The sequence below is a fragment of the Nocardia amikacinitolerans genome, from assembly GCF_900215415.1.
In the GTDB taxonomy this organism is placed as follows: domain Bacteria; phylum Actinomycetota; class Actinomycetes; order Mycobacteriales; family Mycobacteriaceae; genus Nocardia; species Nocardia amikacinitolerans.
This window is the reverse complement of sequence record NZ_OBEG01000004.1, coordinates 443622-457547: the sequence shown is the minus strand read 5'-3', so window position 1 is coordinate 457547 and position 13926 is coordinate 443622. Positions and strand designations below refer to the sequence as shown.

The 13926-nt window shown below is 70.2% G+C and carries 8 protein-coding genes; 4 read left to right on the top strand and 4 right to left on the bottom strand.

Features of this window, described 5'->3' with window-relative positions; all coding sequences use genetic code 11:
- Nucleotides 1-31: 31 nt before the first annotated feature.
- On the bottom strand, nt 32-718 hold the full coding sequence (locus tag CRP45_RS20425; protein ID WP_097246692.1) for a methyltransferase domain-containing protein: 687 nt from the start codon (nt 716-718) through the stop codon (nt 32-34).
- Nucleotides 719-825: 107 nt separating this feature from the next.
- On the opposite strand from CRP45_RS20425, the gene CRP45_RS20420 reads away from it, so the two are divergent.
- Nucleotides 826-1419 (top strand): TetR/AcrR family transcriptional regulator, encoded by a 594-nt coding sequence (locus tag CRP45_RS20420; protein WP_097246389.1) that lies wholly within the window; start codon nt 826-828, stop codon nt 1417-1419.
- An 83-nt stretch (nt 1420-1502) separates the two neighbouring features.
- Here CRP45_RS20420 and CRP45_RS20415 read toward each other — a convergent pair whose 3' ends face one another.
- Nucleotides 1503-2105: a cysteine hydrolase family protein gene (locus CRP45_RS20415; protein WP_097246388.1), complete on the bottom strand. Its 603-nt coding sequence runs from the start codon at nt 2103-2105 to the stop codon at nt 1503-1505.
- 81 nt (nt 2106-2186) lie between these two features.
- Nucleotides 2187-3758 carry a fatty-acid--CoA ligase FadD5 gene (gene fadD5, locus CRP45_RS20410; RefSeq protein ID WP_097246387.1) on the bottom strand — a complete coding sequence of 524 codons (1572 nt, stop codon included), beginning with the start codon at nt 3756-3758 and terminating at the stop codon, nt 2187-2189.
- Nucleotides 3759-4166: 408 nt separating this feature from the next.
- On the opposite strand from fadD5, the gene CRP45_RS20405 reads away from it, so the two are divergent.
- Nucleotides 4167-5138 carry an NAD(P)H-dependent flavin oxidoreductase gene (locus CRP45_RS20405; protein WP_179830937.1) on the top strand — a complete coding sequence of 324 codons (972 nt, stop codon included), beginning with the start codon at nt 4167-4169 and terminating at the stop codon, nt 5136-5138.
- A gap of 1114 nt (nt 5139-6252) precedes the next feature.
- On the opposite strand, the gene CRP45_RS20400 is transcribed toward CRP45_RS20405, so the two are convergent.
- Nucleotides 6253-7230, bottom strand: coding sequence for an MBL fold metallo-hydrolase (locus tag CRP45_RS20400; protein WP_245910261.1), 978 nt, complete (start codon nt 7228-7230; stop codon nt 6253-6255).
- A 199-nt stretch (nt 7231-7429) separates the two neighbouring features.
- On the opposite strand from CRP45_RS20400, the gene CRP45_RS20395 reads away from it, so the two are divergent.
- Both CRP45_RS20395 and CRP45_RS20390 read left to right on the top strand, forming a co-directional pair.
- Complete coding sequence (locus CRP45_RS20395; protein WP_084483039.1) at nt 7430-7726, top strand: acyl carrier protein; 297 nt, start codon at nt 7430-7432, stop codon at nt 7724-7726.
- Nucleotides 7723-13905: a type I polyketide synthase gene (locus tag CRP45_RS20390; RefSeq protein WP_097246386.1), complete on the top strand. Its 6183-nt coding sequence runs from the start codon at nt 7723-7725 to the stop codon at nt 13903-13905. Before CRP45_RS20395 ends, CRP45_RS20390 begins: the two co-directional genes overlap by 4 nt.
- Nucleotides 13906-13926: the final 21 nt, after the last annotated feature.

The following is a 13926-nucleotide window of genomic DNA, read 5'->3' as shown; positions in this document are numbered from 1 at the left end:
TTCGCCGTGGGTGGATCCGGCCGCGCCTGTATTACTTCGTGGCGAGTAGGACTCCGGCAATCGGTGCGACCGTCTCGAACTCGATCGAGCGGAACCCGGCCGCCGACAAGGGTTCTCGGTAGCGGCGGATGTCGATGGCGGCGAGCGGGTCGGCGTGCTGTCCGGCCGCGTCGCCGGTGCGGTGCGCCGCGAAGCGCGACATCGTGCGGATCACCGCGGGCAGGACCCGACCGGCCGGGTGGGTGTCGGCGAGCAGCAGACGGCCGCCGGGGCGCAGCACCCGGTACATGTGCGCGAGGGCGGCTCGGCGCTGGGTCTCCGGGATGTGGTGCATGACGAAGGTGCAGGTCACTAGGTCGAACGAGGCGTCGGGCTGGTCGAGGGTTTGCGCGGGGCCGAGCTCGAAACGGCAGTTCGGCTGTTTCGTGTGCGCGGTGGCGTAGGCGATCATCCGCGGTGACGGGTCGCGGCCGACGACCTCCCCCTGCGGGCCGACGCGGACTGCCAGCCTCCGAACGAAATCACCGGGGCCACAGCCGATATCGAGTACGCGATCGCCGGGGGCGGCGCCGCTGCGGGCAACGAGTGCGGCGTCGAGCGCGCGACCGCGGCCGAGCAGGAACGCGGAGCGGACCAAGCGGTAGCCGCGCGGGCGGGTGAGGAGCAGGCCGATCTCGGCGGCCTGATCGTTTGTGGACTGTTGTGCGTTTCCGGACATATGTTCATGATCGGAGGTGGTCGCCGCGGCGACCAGAGGCAGAAGCACGGAATCCGTCCGGTTCGGGACAACACCGCCCGATCCGTCCGGAAACGCGGGAATCGATGATGAACGAGACAACCGACCGCCGGGTGCGGCGGACAAGGGCGACGTTGCACAGGGCGCTGATCGAACTGTTGCTGGAACGCCCCTACGAGCGAATCACGGTGCGCGACATCCTCGATCGCGCGGACGTCGGACGCTCTACCTTCTACGCGCACTTCCGCGACAAGGACGATCTGCTGCTGGTGAGCAGCACCGAATACCTGCGCGCCGCCATCACCGCCGCCCGCCCGGAGGACCCCGCCGCGCCGCCGATCTCGGCTCCCCTCGCGCCGGTCTACACCCTCTTCCAGCTGGCCGAGGAGAATCCCGAGGTGTACCGCGCGCTGCTTGGCCGCAAGGCGGGCGGTCAGCTGCTCCGCGCCACCCGCGGCATGGTCGGCCGGGTGCTCACCGAACAACTGTCCGGGCGCTTCGCCATGGACGACGAGGAGTTCACGGCCATGGTGAACTTCCTGTCCTGGGGCGTGGCCGGCACGCTCGGCGCGATCGCCGACGCGGATCCGCCGATCCCGGCGGAGGTGGCCTATCGGCGCTTGGAAACGCTGCTCGGCCCCGGCCTGGCCACGCGCACTCCCTCGCAACGCACCGCGACGTAGGCCTGTCCAGCGCTCAATCCATCGAGTCTGTCGATGAGCATCGCGTACGGCGGAATGATTGTCGCTCAACGCATATCGCGTGTTCAGCGGCGGAGGAGGGCGAGGGCTTCGGTGGCGGTCAGGCAGCCGGCGGTGACGAGTTCGAGGTTGGCGAGGGCGGCTTCGTGGGCGGTGGGGTCGGCGGCGGTGACGCAGTCGGCGATCGGGTGCACTGTGAAGCCGAGATCCGTTGCGTGGCGGGCCGTTTGCTCAACCGTGAGGTTGGTGGCGACGCCGGTGAGAAACAAGGTGTCCAGGCCGCGCTCGGTCAGCCAGTCGGGCAGGGCGCTGCCCGCTAGCCCGGAGAGCTTCTGATTGTCGTAGACCGCGCTCGGCTGGTCCTTCATCTCCGTGATTACTTGCGCGCCAGGTGATCCCGGGCGGAATTCGGTCTGCGCCGCGCCCACCGACCGCATGAAACCGGTGTTGCGCACCAGCGCTCCCTCGCCGACGGGGATGGTGAAGCGGGTGAAGATCACCGGGAGATCGGCATTGGCGGCCGCGTCGTGGAAGTCCACCGCGCGCGGCACGACGCCGCTGGCCGCCACCGGCCCGGCCAGCATCGGACCGAAGAACCCTTCGGGCCGAACGATGTTCACCTGCCAATGCAGGGCCAACACGGCGGCGCGGACGCGGGGGATCGCCATGCCTCGATCCTCACGCATCCGCGCCGCGCGTGTGGCCGATTTCCACCACCCAGTTCGTGGAAATCGGCGGACGCGCACGGATCAGGACGAATAATCCTTGCGCAGCTCTACTTTCACGACCTTGCCGCTGGCGTTGCGCGGCAGTTCCGGCACGATCACCAGATCCTTGGGGTGCTTGTAGCGAGCCAGATTCTCGTTGAGGAACGGCTCCAACTCCGCGAGGGTGAGCTCGGCGTCCGGGTCGGTCAGCGCGACGACGGCGACCGGCACCTCACCCCACTTCTCGTGCGCACGAGCGATCACCGCGGCCTCGCGGATCTTGGGATGCCCGAAGAGCACGTTCTCCACCTCGGCGCAGTAGATGTTCTCGCCGCCGGAGATGATCATGTCCTTCTTGCGGTCGACCACCCAGACGAACCCCTCCTCGTCCGTGCGGACCAGGTCGCCGGAGTGGAACCAACCGCCAGCGAAGGCCTCGGCGGTCGCCTCGGGCTTGTTCCAGTAGCCCTGCATGAGAGTCGGTCCGCGGTAGACGATTTCGCCGACCTCGCCCGGCGCGACGTCGTTCATCTCGTCGTCCACGATGCGGGCCTGGATGGTGGGGATCGGCTTGCCAACCGAACCGAGCTTGCGCAGCGCGTCCTTGCCCTCCAGCACGCAGGTGATCGGCGACATCTCGGTCTGGCCGAACACCGCGACGTTGGCGGCGTTCGGGAAGCACTCCGCCATGGCGCGCAGCACCGAGTCCGAGGCGGGCGCGGCGCCCCAGCTGAGCATGGTGAGCGCGAGCTTGCGGTCCTTCACGGTGGGCTCGGCGCAGATGGCCTGCCACTGCGCGGGCACGCAGAACGCGGTGGTGGCCTGTTCCTTCTCGACAGCGTCGAGGAACTCGGTGGGATCGAAGGCGCCGAGCGGGTGCAGCACGGTCTTGCCGCCGAGCAGGAAATACGGTGCGAGACTGCCGAGTCCGGCGATGTGGAACAGCGGCGAGGTGCAGAAGCCGATGGACTCCGGACCGAGGTTCATGGCCCGGATACAGGTCAGCGCTTGCGAGTTCATGTTCGCGTGCGAGAGCACGGCGCCCTTCGGGCTGCCCGTGGTGCCCGAGGTGTACATGATCAGCGAAGGGGTGTCCTCCGGGATGTCCAGCGGCGTGTGGGGCGTCCCCTCCTCAGCCAACACGTCGTCGTATCCGAGGACGCCCTCCGCGCTCTTGCCGCCGATCACGACGCAGGTCTCCAGTACGGGCGACTGCGCGAGCACGGCGGAGGCCAGCGGCTGGAGGACGGTGTCGGTGACGATGGCCTTTGCCCCGCTGTCGCCGACGATGTAGGCGACCTCCGGCGGGGTGAGCCGGAAGTTCACCGGCACCGCGATGGCGCCGAGCGCGTTGATGCCGAAGACCGCTTCGATGTATTCGGGGTAGTTCAGCGCGAGGATGAGGACTCGATCGCCGAACCCGATGCCGCGCCTTGCGAGCGCGTCGGCGAACTTCTGCGAGCGCTCGTGCAGCTGCTGCCACGTCGTGTCCACACCACGGAACCGCAGGGCGACCGCGTCCGGGCGCATCTGCGCATGGGCGGCGATCTGGTTGTTCCAGTGGTTGCGCCGCGACCTGATCGGCTCGTCGAGCGCCTGTGCACCGGTGGTCATGCCACGTACTCCTCTCGGACCGCCTACAGCGTCCGCCGGGGTGGCCGACCGCACGGGCGGGCTGAATTGAGACGAGAATAACAACTAACTTAACCGGACGGCAAGAGATCAAGAGATGAATCATCGTTAATTGACTCAATGCTGTGGTCAAGATATTGAAAGTGCTTCTAGCTGCGCTTTCGGGTGTCGGTCGCGCGTTCGGAGCCGGTCCACCTGAGCCACGACCCTCGTTAGCTATGCGAACGGCGGCTCACTTACTGGTTGAACGTGAGCCGACCCTCGTGTCACGATCATGCGGTCGGGCGGACCGGCAGGCCGTCGCGGGCCTGCGGTGCGGCAAGCCGTCGCGACGAGACAGATCAGCGGTGCGCGATCCACGGACGCCGCCGTCACACGGAGGAGAGCGCAATGCTGCGGACCAGGTTCACCGAGGAGTTCGGGATCGAGCACCCGATCGTGCAGGGCGGCATGATGTGGGTCGGCCGGGCCGAGCTCGTCGCCGCGGTCGCCAACGCGGGCGGACTCGGTTTCATCACCGCGCTCACCCAGCCCACCCCCGACGATCTGCGCAAGGAGATCGAGCGCACCCGCGAGCTGACCGACAAGCCGTTCGGCGTGAACGTCACCATCCTGCCCTCGATCAACCCGCCGCCGTACGCCGAATACGTGCAGGCCATCATCGAGAGCGGCGTGAAGATCGTCGAGACGGCGGGCAGCAATCCGGAGCCGTTCCTGCCGTACTACAAAGAGGCAGGCATCAAGGTGCTGCACAAGTGCACCAGCGTGCGGCACGCGCTCAAGGCGCAGAAGATCGGTGTCGACGGCGTGAGCATCGACGGGTTCGAGTGCGCGGGTCATCCCGGCGAGGACGACATCCCCGGCCTGATCCTGATCCCCGCCGCTGCCCGCGTGCTCGACATCCCGATGATCGCCTCCGGCGGCATCGCCGACGCCCGCGGCCTGGTCGCGGCGCTCGCGCTCGGCGCGGACGGCGTCAACATGGGCACCCGTTTCCTGTGCACCGCGGAGTCGGCGATCGACCAGAAGGTCAAGGAACAGATCGTCGCCAACAGCGAACTCGACACCCAGCTGATCTTCCGCACCATGCGCAACACCGCGCGCGTCGCGGACAACGAGATCAGCCGCAAGGTGGTCGAAATCGAAAAAGCGGGCGGCACTTTCGAGGACGTGCGCGAGCTGGTCGCGGGCGCGCGCGGCCGCCGCGTCTTCGAAGAGGGCGACCTGGACGCGGGCATCTGGTCGGCGGGCCTGGCCCAGGGCCTCATCCACGACATCCCGACCTGCGGCGAACTCATCAGCCGCATGGTGTCGGAGGCGGAGCAACTCATCACCGCCCGCCTCGCCGACGTCGTCGCCTGAGGACGAAATCGACGGTAGTCGAATGGTTGCTTATCAAGATCAAAAATCCGCCATTCGACTACCGTCGAATCCATTTCACTATCGACGGTAGTCAAATGGTGGAAGCCCCCTAGACAACGCGACAGAACAAGCCCACGACCGCCCCGAAACGCAACCACAGCCGGTCGACCACGCCGGAACCCGAACCCGCGCCCGCCAACTGCGGGAGGTAAGCCGGGTACGGCACCCATCGGGCCCAGCACCGCTCAGAGGAAACCTGGGTAGGCCAAACTACTCGGAACCTCGACCGTCCCCCAACGCCGCCGAAATCCCAGCTCACCGTGTGTCGACCACCAAGCCCGCCCCTGGCGAGATTCGCCGGTGCCACCGCCTTCGGGAGCCGCTCAACATAACTCAAAGGCCATGCCGCAGCAATCGGTGCCACGCCAGCAGCCGCAGCATCGCTGCTCCGCTCGAACGCCTACGCCGGACGGCGGTGCCGCTCAACGCAAACCGAGGCCGTGCGATGCAGAGGCAGCCTGGCCACCGGGCGCGACGCCAGGCCTTGCACGGCAAGCGGCACCCGGTGGCCGACAGCATCGCTGCTCCGCTCGAACGCCTACGCCGGACGGCGGTGCCGCTCAACGTGAACGGAGGCCGTGCGATACAGAGGCATCCCTGGTCGCAGAGCGTCGACGTCAGGCCTTGCACGCCAGAGACACGCCGGGGCGATGCCAGCCGTTGCACAGCACGCGGCACCACCCACGCCTGCCGCACAGATCACGGCTCCGCTCGAACGCCTGCGCCGGAGGGCTGTGCCGCTCAACGCAATCCGAAGACGTGAGGCGCGGCAGGCGGGGGTGGTCCCGCGTGCTGCGCAAACGCCGGAGGGCTATGCCGCTCAATGCAATCCGAAGACGTGCGATGCAGTAGCACCCCGACCGGTTGGCGCGACGCCAGGCCGTTGCACAGCACGCGGCACCATCCCCGCCTGCCGTGCAAATCAGACTCCGCTCGAACGCCTACGCCGGAGGGCGGTGCCGCTCAGCGCACTTGGCGGCCCTGTGCGGCGGGCGGTACCAAGTCCACGCCGCGTGGATCGCGGCTCTGCTCTGACGCACGGCGGGCGGCAGGCTCAGCGCGATGGGTTGTGGGTGGCGCGGGCGGTGACTGCGGCGTGGTCGTGGCCCGCGACGATCTCGATGTCGTCGGGGAGGGCGTGTAGGCGGTGGATGACGGCGAAGGCGGCGTCGCGGTCGGAGTCGAACAATTGGCCTGGCATGGGGGCTTTTTCGCGCAGCAGGTCGATCTGGAGTTTGCTCCATACGGCGTCGCCGGCGAGCAGCACGCGGGTGCCGTCGTCCACCGCGAGCAGCACGCCGATGCTGCCGGGGGTGTGGCCCGCCAGGTCGAGCAGCAGGACCGAACCGTCGCCGAACAGGTCCTTGCTGCGCGGGAAGGTCAGCACCGGAGGGCCGTCGAGTTCGAAGGGGTCGAAGGTGCGACCGCGCAGTGGGCCGCGCGCCACGCCGACGGGTGCGTGCGCGCCGAGCATGCCCCACGCGTGTTCGGCGGCGGCCAGCCGGACCGGCACCTCGGCGGGCAGCTCGAGCAGACCCGACACGTGATCCCAGTGCAGGTGCGTGGCGATCACGAAATCGATGTCGCCGCCCGCCAGGTCGCGCGCCGCCAGCGCGTCGGACAGGCCGAGCACCGGTTTGTCCGGCGCGACGAGCAACGGCACCGGGAACGGCAGCTCCGGTATCACCCGCTCGTGCACGCCGGAGCACAGCGCCGGGTCGACGATGAACCTCGCCTTCGGGTGCTCGATCAGGAACGCCGACATGATCAACGGCAGTTCCCGCAGGCTGCGCACGCCCTCGGCGACGATGGTCTCCGGCGCGGTCATGTCGCCCTGTGCGAGGACCGTCAGCCGGACGGTCGCGGTGGGACGCGGCGGCTCGGCGACGGTCAGCCGGGCGAGCAGGTCGGTGTCCGGGCGGCGGGGGCGCAACAGCCTGCCCGGGGTCGCGGCGAGCGCGGCGCAACAGCGCAGCACGGTGGGCAGGGTCGGCGTCCGCTCGGCGCGCGTCGCACGGTCGGGTTCGGGCACGGTTGCCACCGTAGGGGATGGGCCGGTTTCCGGAAAGCATCCGGACGACACGCGGGGGCCGCGAGAACTCTTGGCGTGTCGCCAAACCCGCAGGCGAACAGCGGAAAACGGACGTTTTCCGGCCCCTTCCGGTACGGCATAATCGCGGGGGTACCGTTCCCGGGCCGCAGTCCGCCGGGAGACGGGGAGGGAGGACGAGATGCGGCCCAGTCAGCCGGACGGGCGAAGTGATACCACCGGAAACGGCCATACCGGCGTGCGCGATCGACGCGCCGCCCTCACCGACGCCGCCGTCACCGCGATCGCCGGGTTGCTCGGCGTCGCGCCCGCGGCGGTGTCCACCCGCACGCCGTTCGCCGAGCTCGGGCTGAGCTCGACGCAACTGGCGCGGCTGACCGCACAACTCGAGGACGCGATGGGCGTCGAGGTGTCGCTGGAAGCCGTGTACGACCACCCCGATATCGAGCAGTTGGCCGAGTTTCTCGCGATGCGATGACCGCACGCACTCCGTCCACGCAGCCATCGGTCGCCATCGTCGGCATGGCGTGCCGGGTGCCCGGCGCCGCGGACCTGGACGAATTCTGGCGGCTGCTGATGGCCGGACACGACGCCACCGGTGATCCGCCTCCCGGCAGGCAGGTGACCAGGCGGGCCGGCTATCTCGACGACATCGAGTGGTTCGACAACGACTGGTTCGCCATCTCCGCGCGCGAGGCGGCGATGATGGATCCGCAGCAACGTCTCGCGCTGGAAGTATCCGTCGAGGCGCTCGACGACGCCGGAATCGGCTATCGCACACGGGGTTCCGACGCCGCCGTGGTGTTCGGCGCGTGCGGATACGACCACGGCGTCACGGTGCTCGGCGGCGGTGAGCAGGACGCGCCGTACGCGGTGACGGGTGCCGCGCTCAGCATCATCGCCAACCGGCTGTCCTACGCGCTCGACCTGCACGGTCCCAGCCTGGTGGTGGACAGCGCGTGCTCGTCCTCGCTCGCTGCGGTCGACATCGCCCTGCGGCTGCTCGCGGACGAGACCGTGCCCTTCGCGATCGTCGGCGGCGTGAATCTGACGCTGCTGCCGCACACTTCGGACTACTTGGCCGAAAGCGGATTCCTTGCCGAGGACGGACGGTGCAAGCCGTTCTCCGCCGCGGCCGACGGCTACACGCGCAGCGACGGGTGCGGCGTGCTCGTCCTCCAGCGCACCGCGGACGCGCGACGCGAGGGCAACCGGGTGTACGCCGAAATACTCGGGGCGGCAGTCGGTTCGGACGGCCGCTCGAACGGTCTCTATGCACCGAACGGACGTGCGCAACGGGAGACCGTGCGCGCCGCGTGGTCCCGCGCCGGGCTCGACCCGCGCCGCGCGGGCTACCTTGAATGCCACGGCACCGGAACGGCTCTCGGCGACGCGGTCGAGGTCGGCGCGTTGGCCGCCGTGCTCGGCGCGGGCGCGGACACTTGGATCGGTTCGGTGAAGTCCAATCTCGGCCACCTCGAGGCCGCGGCGGGCGTGACCGGGTTGATCAAGACCGCGCTGTCGATCCACCGCGGCGTCATCGCGCCGACCATCCATGTCGACACCCCGAACCCGCTGCTGAAACTTGCCGAGCGCGGACTGCGGGTGCCGACGGAGCCGATCGACTGGACGACCGCGCCGGAGGAGCGGCTGGCCGGGGTCAGCTCGTTCGGATTCGGCGGGACCAACGCGCACGTCGTGCTGCGCGGGTATCCGCGGTCGGCGGCGGCGCGGGGTGACGAGCCGCCGGTGCTGATCCCGGTGACCGGGCGCGACGTTGCGGATTTGCAGATCCAGGCGCTGGCGTTGGCGCAGCGGTTGGATTCGGCGGGTGAGTTCGCGTCGAGTTGTCGCGGTGGGGCGGTGGATGATTCCGCTGGGGCTCGGATTGCGGAACCCGCTGGGACTGAGTTGGAGATGCCCGGCGCGATCGGTCAATTCGGCGAATCCCCCGCCACCGCGCGGCCTGTCCCCCGCGCGCCCGGCGCTGTTGCTGCGGCCGCCCTGGATCAGGGGAACTCCCCGGACCTTCTTGCGCAGTGCGGCGTCGACGGCATAGAGGTGACGACCGAACAGCCTGCGCGCGCGACGACACCCGGACGGGCAGCACGACCAGCGGCGACCGAACACACAGCGCACGCAAGAGCAACCGGCCAGCCGACGCACGGGACAGCAATCGGACGGCCAGCGCACACGGCAGCTACCGGCCAGCCAGCGCGACCAGCGGCAACCGAACACACAGCGCACGCAAGAGCAACCGGCCAGCCCACGCACGGGACAGCAATCGGACAGCCAGCGCGACAGGCGGCGACCGACCACACAGCGCAGGCGACCGCAACCGAACAGGCAGCGCGACCCGCGGCGACCGACCAAACAGCGCACGCGACAGCGAGCGAACAGGCAGGGCACGCGACCGCAACCCGCCCGACAGCAACCGGCTCGGCAGCGCACGCGACCGCAACCGAACACACAGCACGCGCGACGGCAACCGGGCAGGTGGGACGCGCGACGACGACCGGACAGACCGGGCGCGCGACGCCAACCGAACAAGGAATTCACGCGACCGCGACCGAACACACAGCGCGCACGACGACAGGCGAAAAGGCAGCGACGGCAAACGAACAAACAGCACGCACGACGGCGACCGGATGGTGCCGCTGTTCCGCGACCGCGATCGCGGAAACCGCGACACCCGGGCGGAATCGCGTTGGCGAGTCGACGGCGAACGCCGGAGGTGAAGGCACCACGGCGACAGGGCATTCCACCGAATCGCCCGCCCTTCGCCCACTCGCCGCGGCGGCGTCCCGGCTGCTTCCCGAGGACGCGCGCGCCAGCGTGATCGCGCACGACCGGGCGGAGGCGGTCGCCGGACTGCGAGCGTTGGCCAGGGGCGAGAGCGGTCCCGCGATCATCGGTCCCGGCACGGTCCGGCGACGCGGCGGAGTGCTGTTCCTGTTCTCGGGGCAGGGCGGGCAGCACGCGCGGATGGGTCGGGCGTTGGCGGCGCGCTATCCCGTGTTCGCCCGTGCCCTCGCCGAGGTCACGGACGCGATCGTGGCGCACGGCGGGCCGAAGGTGTGGACTCCGCGCTACGGCTTCGGTCTCGGCGAGGACGGGCGAGCGGCCACCGAACTGGTGCAGCCCGCGATCTTCGCCTACCAGGTGGCCTCGGCGAAGCTGTTGGCGTCCTGGGGGATTCGGCCGGACGCGGTCGCGGGGCACAGCCTCGGCGAGATCGCGGCGGCGACGGTCAGCGGCGCGTTGACGCTGGACGATGCGGCGCTGGTCGCGGTGCGCCGCAGCCGTGCCTTGGCGAGGCTCGACGGACAGGGCGCGATGGCGTTGCTGGAGGCGACGCCGGACGAGACGGCGCGGCTGGTCGCGCCGGTGCGGACCGAGGTGGCGATCGCCGCGGTGAACGGACCGCGCTCGGTGGTGGTGTCGGGAACGCCGCGCTACATCGACACCGTCGTGCGGCGGGCGAAGCGCCGCGGCATGTTCGCGCAGCGCATCGCCGTCGACTTCGCCGCGCACAGTCCGCAGGTCACCTCCGTGCTGCCCGAATTCATCAGCGGCCTCCGTGATTTGGCACCGCGAACGCCGCACACGCCCGTCTACTCCACGACCCGCCGCGGCGCGGCGCTGACAACTGCCGCGCTGGACCGGGGCTATTGGGCCGAGAACGCCTCGGGCACCGTGGAACTCGCGGCCGCCCTCGAGCGCGCCGCCGCGGACGGACTGGCGACGGTGCTCGAGATCGCGCCGCACTCGGTCCTCGCTCCGGCCGCCCGCGAGTATCCGGAATTCCTGGATGCGACGCACCCGATCGCCGATCGCGACGACGAAGCCGGGGCCTTCCTGCGCTGCCTGGCCGGTTTGTACGGCGAGGGCCGTACTCTCGACTGGTCCGCGAACGGACCTTTCGTCGTTCCGCCGCCCCGCAGGCGTTGGCGGCGCGGCCAATTCGAGCTCGTCACCCGAGACCGGAGCGGCCGAGCGGCACCCGCCTTCCGCACCGGCTCGCTGGAAGACCATGTGGTGCATGGCGTTCCCACCGTGCCCGCCGTGCACTGGGTCCGCAGGCTGCTGCACCAAGCGCACAGTGCGGCGGCCGGGATGATCGCGGACTTCGTCGTCCACGAACGCGCCGACCTGTCCGTGCTTCCCGAAGCCGTCTACCGCACCGACCACGCGGGCGTCCGGGCGCAGATGGGCGCGACGGTGCTCGCCTCGGCACGGCCCGCGCCGGGACCCACCCCCGCGGATATCGTCGCGTGGATGCGCGCCGTCGATGCCAATCGCGCCGCCCAGCACCGAATGCGGCCGCTTACGGCGGGTTCGTTCTACGACGCGCTGCGCAGGAGGGGACTCGAATACGGCCCGCGCTTTCGTTCGCTGCGCGCCCTCGCCGCCGTGCCAGGCAGCGCGATCGGGCACTTCGATGCGGCCGAATTGCACAGCGCCGCAACCTTGGACGGTTGCCTGCATCTGCTCGCCGCCGCGGACGGCGCGCTGCCCGACGGGCTCGTCCCGCTGCCCATCGCCATGGACACGGCGTGGGTGTCCACCGAGCCGGGGCGCGTGGTGGCCGAGGCGCACGCCGTCATCCGCGAGCGCACGGCGCGCGGGTTGATCGGCGACATCGTCGGCACCGATCAGCACGGCGTGCCCGTGCTGGCGTTCGGCGGCGTGCGGGTGCGTTTCGCGGACGCCGGGTCGATGGATCACATCCGACTCGATGAGGATTTCGGCGGTGCGGAGCGCCGCGTCTTCCGCGTGGAAACGTGGCAGCCGATCGGAAGCGCGGGCCAGGGCTCCGGTCCCTCACCCACCGACGCCGTGCTTCGACGGCACGATCCCGCGGGTCCGGCAAGCACGTCCGGTACCCCGCCCCTGAGCCGCGCGCTCGTGGTCGGGGAGTCCGATCTCGCCGTTCGACTCGCCCGCGCCCTGGAGCGCACGCTGCCGACCGAACGGATCGCGCGGGAACCCGACGCCGCGGATGCCATCCTTGCGTCGGTTCTGCTGGCGCGTGACGCCGCCGAGCGCACCGCGCTGGTCCTCGTCTGGCCGGGCGACGAATTCGCGGCGGGGACGAGCGCCGTCGCCCGCGTGCTCGACCTGCTGCAACGCGCGCAGTCCGATCCGGCGACCGGCTCGCTGACCGTCCTGCTTCCGCAACGAGCACGACACGGCAGCACAGCGAACGCCCTGGCCGGTCTGACCCGCACGCTCCAGCTCGAATCGGGTCGTCCGGTACGGCTCGTCTGGACCGACACCGATCCGCGCACGCTGCCCAAGCTCATCGAGCTGATCACCGAGGACGCGCACCCGGCCGAACTCGCCGTCACGGAAGGCGAACTGGCGGTGCGGCGCTTCGTCCCGGCCACGCCGGACGTCCCGCCCATCGTGATCGACCCGGACGGAACCTATGTGGTGACGGGCGGTCTCGGCGCGCTCGGCGCGGTCGCGGTGCGCTGGCTGCTGGACGCAGGAGCGCGCGACGTGGTGGTGCTGACGCGTTCACCGCGCCCGGTGCCCGCCGTGCTGGACGGCTCCGAGGACCACGTGGTCGTCGTCGGCTGCGACGTCGCCGATCGCAGCGACCTCGCGAACGCGCTCAACGACATTCGCGAATGCGGTTCCACCATCCGGGGCGTGGTGCACGCCGCGGGCGCGCTGGAGGACGCCGCCTTCGAGGCCGTCGACGCGGACCAGCTGGCCAGGATGTTCGCGCCGAAGGTCGGCGCGGCCGCCGACCTGGTGGCGCTGACGGCCGCCGACCCCGTCGACTTCGTACTCCTGTTCTCCTCTGCCACCGGCGCTTTCGGCGCACCGGGTCAGGCGGCGTACGCGGCGGCCAATGCCGCGATGGACGCCGTCGCCGCCGCCGCGGAAGACCGCAGGGTGCTCAGCATCGGCTGGGGAGTGTGGGCGACGGGCCTCGCCGCGACGGCGGGCGGCGCGGAGCACCTGCGCCGGGCGGGGATCAACGCCATCGTCGCGGATCGTGGCGCCGCGATGCTGGGCAAGGCTTTGCGGTACCGCGGACCGTATCTGCTCGCTCTGGACTACACGCCGACCGACGACCGGTCGCCGGTGGCGGCCCGGCTTCGCGAGCTCCTCGGCGAACCGTCCGCCTTCGAGCGATCGCGGACTACGACCGGCGCCTACGCGACGGCGGCGCGCGCTTCCGCTACGGCGACCGGCGCTTCCGCTACGGCGACCGGCGCTTCCGCTACGACGGCGGGCGCTTCCGCTACGACGGCGGGCGCTTCCGCTGCGGCGCTCGGCTCTTCCGCTAACGCGGTCGGCGCTTCCACTGCGACGGTCGGCGCTTCCGCTACAGGGGTCGGCGATACCGACAACCCGATCCGCCGACCCGGAGGCGCACCGACCGAACCCGAGCCGATCACCGCCGCGATCCGCCGCGTACTGGCGGCGACCCTGGATCTGCCCGCCGAAATGATCGGCCCGACCGACGATTTCAACGACCTCGGCCTCAGCTCCCTGCTCGCCATCGAGGTGCGCCGCACGCTGGAGGCGCGGCTGCGCATCGCGATCTCGACGGCCGAACTCTTCCAGCACCCCACCATCGCCGCCCTCGGCGCCGCGCTCGCCGACCGGGTCGCCGCGAACGACAGCGAGGCACCGTGACCGCCGAACTACCCAACCCGC